Raw genomic sequence first — 6,375 nt, forward strand, 5'->3', positions numbered from 1 at the left:
CGGGCGCGAGGCGGGCGCGAGGCGGGCGCGGGACGGGCGCCAACCTTGCCCGACGCGCTTAGAATCTCTCCGGCGGTCAAGGCTTGAAGAGAGGCTCGGAGGAGACGGACATGCATCAGCTGGTACTGGGCCTGCTCGCCCACGTGGACGCGGGCAAGACGACGCTCGCCGAGGAGCTGCTCGCCCGCTCCGGAGCCATCCGGGTGCGCGGGCGCGTGGACGCCGGCAGCTCTCACCTGGACACGGACGCCATGGAGCGCGAGCGCGGCATCACCATCTTTGCCTCGCAAGCCTCGCTTACCTGGGGAGACATGCGCGTCACGCTCGTGGATGCCCCGGGTCACGTGGACTTCTCTGCCGAGGCGGAGCGCACGCTGCAGGCGCTCGATGCCGCGCTGCTCGTGGTTGGCGCCAACGACGGTGTGCAGGGCCACACCGAGACGCTCTGGGACCTGCTCGAGCGTCACGCGCTGCCAACCTTCGTCTTCGTGAACAAGATGGACTTGGAGCATTCGCCGCGCGAGGACCTTCTCCAGGAGCTTCGCGGGCGCCTCTCAGGTGCCTGCCTCGATGCCGGTGAGCTGCTTGACGGCGGCCCGGCGCTCGAGGACGCGGCGGCGACGGACGAGGCCGCGCTTGAGGAGTACCTCGAGACGGGTGCGCTTGCCACCGCGACGCTCCGCCGGCTCGTGACGGAGCGCAAGGTGGCTCCCGTGCTTTTTGGCTCGGCGTTGGTAGGCGAGGGCTCGAGCAAGCTGTTGGACGCCCTCGCCGAGCTGGCCCCGCGCCCCGCCTGGTCGCCTGCGTTTGCTGCCCGCGTCTGGCGCGTAAGCCGCGGCGCCCGTGGCGAGCGCCTTGCCTGGCTCAAGGTCACGGGCGGCACGCTTCGCGCAAAGATGCCGCTCGAGGGCACGGACCGCGGCCAGGTGTGGGCCGAGAAGGTCAACGAGGTGCGTCTCTACCAGGGGGATGCGTTCGAGCCGGTGACCGAGGCCCCTGCCGGCTCAGTCGTCGCCGTGACCGGGCTCGCGCACGTGGTGCCCGGCAGCGTGCTGGGCGCGGAGCCGGCGAGCGCGGCGCCCGTGCTGGCGCCGGTCCTCTCGTACCAGGTGCTCCCCGCGGGTGTGGGCTCGGGCGAGGCGGCAGGCTCGGGAACGGACGGTGTCCCGGCCGCGGGTGGCGCCCCAGCCACGGGCAGGGCCGCAGTCGCGGGCGGCGCCCCTGCCCCCGTCGGCTTCGCCTCCGCCGCAGATGCCCATGCCGTTGTGGTGGCCCTGCGCGAGCTGACAGACGAGGACCCCATGCTCGGCGTGCGCTGGGACCCAGACCTGCAGGAGGTTCACGTCCAGCTCATGGGAGAGGTACAGCGCGAGGTGGTACAGCGGCTGCTTGCCGAGCGCTACGGCCTTGCCGTGGGCTTTGGCCCCGGTGGCATCCTCTATCGCGAGACCATCGCCGCGCCCGTGGACGGCGCGGGCCACTTCGAGCCGCTGCGTCACTATGCCGAGGTGCACCTGACGCTCGAGCCCATGCCCCGCGGCGCAGGCATGGCCTTCGGCACGCGCTGCTCCACGGACGACCTCGCCCTCAACTGGCAGCGCCTCGTGCTCACCCATGCCATGGAGCGCGAGCACAGGGGCGTGCTCACGGGAGCCCCGCTCACGGACGTGCGCATCACCCTCACGGGCGGGCGCGCCCATGCCAAGCACACTGAGGGCGGCGACTTTCGCCAGGCGACGTACCGTGCCATTCGCCAGGCACTCATGAAGGCGGACTCCATGCTTCTGGAGCCGTGGTATCGCTTCCGTCTCGTGGTGCCCGCGGAGCGCGTGGGGCACGCGCTCGCAGACCTGCAGCGCATGGCGGCCTCCTTTGATGCGCCCGAGACGCGGGGTGACATGGCCGAGCTCACGGGTGACGTGCCCGCCTCCGAGGTGGGGGAGTACGCGCTAGAGGTGGCGCGCTACACGGGCGGGCGCGGTCGCTTCTCGCTTGAGTTCGCGGGCTACCGGCCCTGCCACAACGCCGAGGGGGTCATCGCCGCGGCGGCCTATGACCCGCGCGCGGACCTCCCCAACACGCCGGACTCGGTCTTCTGCTCCCACGGCGCGGGCTACAACGTGCCCTGGGACGAGGTGGACGCCCACGCGCACGTGAGGGTCGATCCGGCGCGCCTGAGGCCATGGACGCCGGCCGAGGAGATGCTCGTCTCGCGCCCCTAGATGCGGAATGGCCGTGGTGACGGCTGTCGGGCTTTACCGAAGCGGTGCCTACGAGCGAAAATAACCCGTTAGAGAGATACGCGACGGGTGGGGCAGCCTGGCCCCACCCGTCGCCGTCGCGTCTATCGAGGGAGTTTGCATGGCAGTCACACGCAGGGAGTTCCTGGCCGCGCTCACGGCCACCGCCACCACGGGGGCGCTTGCCGCCTGCGGGGGCAAGCAGCCTGCTGCCACCGATGCCGCCACCACCGACGCCGCCTCCAACGCCGACCTCAAGGAGTTCAAGGACCTCGAGCTCGACATGAAGGCCTGGCACTACGACTCAGACCATCAGGTCTGGTGGCAGGTGGGCCTCACCTACTGCACCAAGCCCGCCACGAAGACCTATGAGCGCCTCGCCATCTACGTGCCGGGCGCCTACCTCAAGCCCACGGACGAGAAGGCGAGCCTGGAAGACGTCGACACCTCCAAGACCTTCGAGTGCCAGGTGGACGAGAGCGCCACCGTGGGTGCCTACACCGCCGCCACCGCGCCGGTGGTGCTGCCCATCAACGCACCGGACTTCGCCGCCCAGACGGCGGCGAGCGGCTACCTCTACGACGGCCTCGAGCCCTACCTTTCCGCCGGCCTCGTCTACGTGTTCGCCGGCTGCCGCGGCCGCTCCAACGGCTACGACAGCACCGGCTCGAGAGACGGCTTCTTCTCAGGCGGCGCCCCCTGGGCCGTCGTGGACCTCAAGGCCGCCGTGCGCTACCTGCGCTACAACGCCGCCAAGCTGCCGGGCTCCATGGACCGCATCGTGACGCTCGGCCACGCTGCCGGCGGCCTGCTCGCGGCGGTGCTCGCGTCCACGGGCAACGCGTCCGGCTATGACGCCTATCTCGCAAAGATTGGCGCCGCCACGCACGACGGCGAGGGCACGGGCATCGGCGACGAGGTCTCGGCCGCGGCACTGTGGTGCCCCGAGTCTCCGGCGGGCTGCGCCGACGCCGCCTACGAGTGGGAGCTCGGCCAGTTCTCGAGCGAGGGCACGCGCGCCGATGGCACGTGGACGCGCCTTGCGTCGAACGACCTTGCCGAGGCCTACGCCGGTTACGTGAACAGCCTCTCGCTGAGCGTCGATGGCTCCCAGCTGGCGCTCGACCAAACTGATGGCGGCGTGTTCACGGACGGCTCCTACTACGAGCGCCTGGTCGACCTCGCAGAGGCCTCGGTCTCCAAGTTCCTGTCCGAGACCGAGTTCCCGCACACCATCGACCTCGCGGAGACCAACTCGGGCGACTTCCCCGGCTCGGGCGTGAAGCGCGTCGAGACGCCGGCGACGCCGGTGGTGCCCGAGGGCGTTAGGCCCGAGACGGCCGTCGCTGCCGACAAGGACACCGTGGCCGCCGCTCTGAGCGGCCAGGCCACGACCGAGTCCGTGACCGAGAAGGCCGCGGAGGACGCCGCGACTAAGGCCGCCAAGGTCGCCGCGACGGCCGCCGGCGAGGTGGCTGCGACGGATGCCGCCAGCGATGCGGCTGCGACGGGCGCCGCCGAGGCGGCCGCCTCCGGCGCGAGTTCCTCGGATGCCAGCGCCACTGCCTCCGAGGACACGTCCGTTACCTACGCCACGCGCTCCGACTACGTCTCCGCCCTCAACGGCGACGCCCGCTGGCTCACCTTCAACGAGAAGAAGGGGACGGCCCGCATCGCAGACTTCGGCTCCTTCGTGCGCGCCTGCCGCGCGCCCAAGCTGGGCATCTGCGCCTTCGACACCACCGAGCGCTCGGCGGCCACCAACCAGCTCTTTGGCAACGATGACTCCGACACGCTGCATTTCAGCCAGCAGGTCTCCGATGTGCTCTCCGAACACTCGGGCACCTACGAGCAGGCGAGCGGATGGAACGGCTCGCTGCCTGGCGACTGGGCGGGCGACCTTGCCAAGACCGATTCGCTTGGCTCGTCCATGGAGCAGCGCCGCAACCTCTACGACCCGATGTACTACCTGGGCGCCGCGTCCGAGGGCCGCGAGACCTCAACGGTGGCCGCCCATTGGCGCATCAACGTCGGCCTGGCGGACGCTAGGACGCCGCTTTCCCCGGGCGTGAACCTCGCCCTTGCGCTCAGGGCCTTCCCGGGCGTGACAGACGTTGCCTACACGCCGGTCTGGGCTGCGGGCAAGAGCCTGGCCGAGGAGGGTGGCGCCGATGCCACGGCCTCCTTTGTGAGCTGGGTGGGCGCGCTCTATCCGGCGGGGGAGGCGGAGGCCTCGACGAGCGCTGCCACCACCGAGGGCTCTCAGCAGTAGCGGCCCCCAGCGGCGCCGTCTCTCCTGGGGTGGTGCCGCGTCCGCCCCACACGGCTACAATAGGCGCATATCAACGGAGGGCCGCGCGCGGCCGAGTGCAAGGAGCAAGCATGTCCGAGGAGACCAAGAACAATCGCGCCATCATTTCCGTCCTGGGCGCGGACCGCTCTGGCATCGTTGCCGCCGTGGCGACCCTGCTCGCCGAGAACAACGTAAACATCCTCGACATCTCGCAGACCATTCTGCAGGGCATGTTCACGATGACGATGCTCGCGGACCTTGGCGAGGCCGACTTCTCGCTCATCCACGACGGCCTCGACAAGCTCAGCGGCTCGCTGGGCGTGCAGGTCACCATCCAGCGCGAGGACGTCTTCAAGTTCATGTACCGCCTCTAGAGCGGCGTCGCTGTCCTGCCGCGCCGTTGGTAGCGGGCCGGGCGGTTGTGGCGATTCTGGAACCTTCCCTCCGTGGCGGCGCAGGCAAGCCAGCAGGGCGGACAAACAAGAAGGGCCCGGGTAGCGATACCCGGGCCCTTCTGCTGTGTCTTGGAACTTGCGCCGGCGAGTTCTCTCTAGGGAGCTTGCGCCTTTGTTCTCATGCCGATGAGCTCGCGCCTTGTATCTCGTGCCGATATGCCCGTATCCAAGAGCTCACACCCAAGGGCCTGCGCAGATCTGCGGGCCTGCGCCGGCCCGCGTCCAAAGGCTCGCGCTACTTCTCGCCAAGCTTCTCGCCAATCTCGATGGCGTCCATCTGCTCGGTGGGGTCGGCAATCATCGTGCGGCCTGCCACGTTGCCTCCGGCGAGGTCGTCGGAGAAGATGTCGACCTCCTCGGCCTCCTGCTCCTGCACCTGAGTGTTGCTCGGCAGGCTGATGCGCTCCAAGTGCGTGGCCGGCCGCATCTTGGCGAACATCGGCACGTACTCGAACATGATTGAGGAGTTCTCGAGGCCGTACCAGCGCGCCGGCGAGCCGCACAGGCGGCGGATCGTGTACTTGGTGTAGATGACGCGGTGGTCGCTTCGGCTGATGGCCGTCTCCGGCGCGAGCGTCTTGCGCAGCATGCAGAACTTGAAGTCGCCCACGTTGCCGCGCTGCTCGTAGATGGAGTAGGCGTGGTGCTGCGGTGGCAGCTCGCCCGAGGCCATGAGGTCGTTTACCACCTGGCGCAGGTAGGCGTTCACGCGCTGGTTCACCTTGAAGCCCAGCTGCAGCTGCACCTTGAACAGGAAGTCGGTGCCAAACGAGTCGACCGTGTAGGTGTGGGTGTAGGGCTCGTCGGTCACGCGAACGTTCAGGAACCAGTAGGCGCGCGCCCGCTTGGGGTGCTTGTCGAGGATCGAGTAGAGCACGTCGCGGTCGAGGGTGTCGGGCTCGGAGCCATTCACTAGAAAGACCAAGTTGTCGGCGAGCAGCGGGTAGGCGTCGTCGCCGCGCAGCTGGCCGAGCTGGCCCACGTACTTGCGCACGGGGAGGAACACCGTCTGCGTGCGCTCGATGGCCGTGCCGCGGCGCCACACGTACATCATCCCGAAGAGCAGCGCCGCCAGGACGATCATCACGTAGCCGCCGTCGAAGAACATCGTGAGGCAGGCGAGGAAGAAGCAGAGCTCGATGGCGCCAAAGACCACGGCAAAGAGCGCCGCCGCCCCGCGCCTGCGCATGACTCCCGCGATATAGCTAGTGAGCAGCGTGGTGGTCATGAGCATGGTGACCGTGATGGCCAGGCCGTAGGCCGCCTCCATGCGGTCGGAGGTCTGGAACAGCAGCACGATGAAGATGCAACCCACCCACATGACGTTGTTCACGAGGGGGATGTAGAGCTGGCCCTTGGTGTCGCTCGGGTAGTGGATCTGCAGGTG

Annotated in this window: 4 protein-coding genes; 3 read left to right on the forward strand and 1 reads right to left on the reverse strand. The window is 69.0% G+C overall.

Annotated features, from left to right (window positions below; translation table 11 throughout):
• The first annotated feature begins 110 nt into the window (after window positions 1-110).
• The 3 genes from EFAMC2_RS10345 to EFAMC2_RS06755 all read left to right on the forward strand — a co-directional run bounded on the left by EFAMC2_RS10345 (window position 111) and on the right by EFAMC2_RS06755 (window position 4,907).
• Window positions 111-2,222, forward strand: coding sequence for an elongation factor G (locus tag EFAMC2_RS10345; RefSeq protein ID WP_154028074.1), 2,112 nt, complete (start codon window positions 111-113; stop codon window positions 2,220-2,222).
• Between the two features lie 139 nt (window positions 2,223-2,361).
• Window positions 2,362-4,512: a subtype A tannase gene (locus EFAMC2_RS06750; protein ID WP_154028075.1), complete on the forward strand. Its 2,151-nt coding sequence runs from the start codon at window positions 2,362-2,364 to the stop codon at window positions 4,510-4,512.
• Window positions 4,513-4,622: 110 nt separating this feature from the next.
• Window positions 4,623-4,907, forward strand: a complete 285-nt coding sequence (locus tag EFAMC2_RS06755; protein WP_154028076.1) for an ACT domain-containing protein — start codon at window positions 4,623-4,625, stop codon at window positions 4,905-4,907.
• 316 nt (window positions 4,908-5,223) lie between these two features.
• On the opposite strand, the gene EFAMC2_RS06760 is transcribed toward EFAMC2_RS06755, so the two are convergent.
• Window positions 5,224-6,375 (reverse strand): KUP/HAK/KT family potassium transporter (locus EFAMC2_RS06760; RefSeq protein ID WP_187325210.1); only part of this gene is annotated, 1,152 nt, incomplete at its 5' end.

This window comes from Olsenella uli (assembly GCF_901212655.1).
GTDB classification, from domain to species: Bacteria; Actinomycetota; Coriobacteriia; order Coriobacteriales; family Atopobiaceae; genus Parolsenella; species Parolsenella uli_A.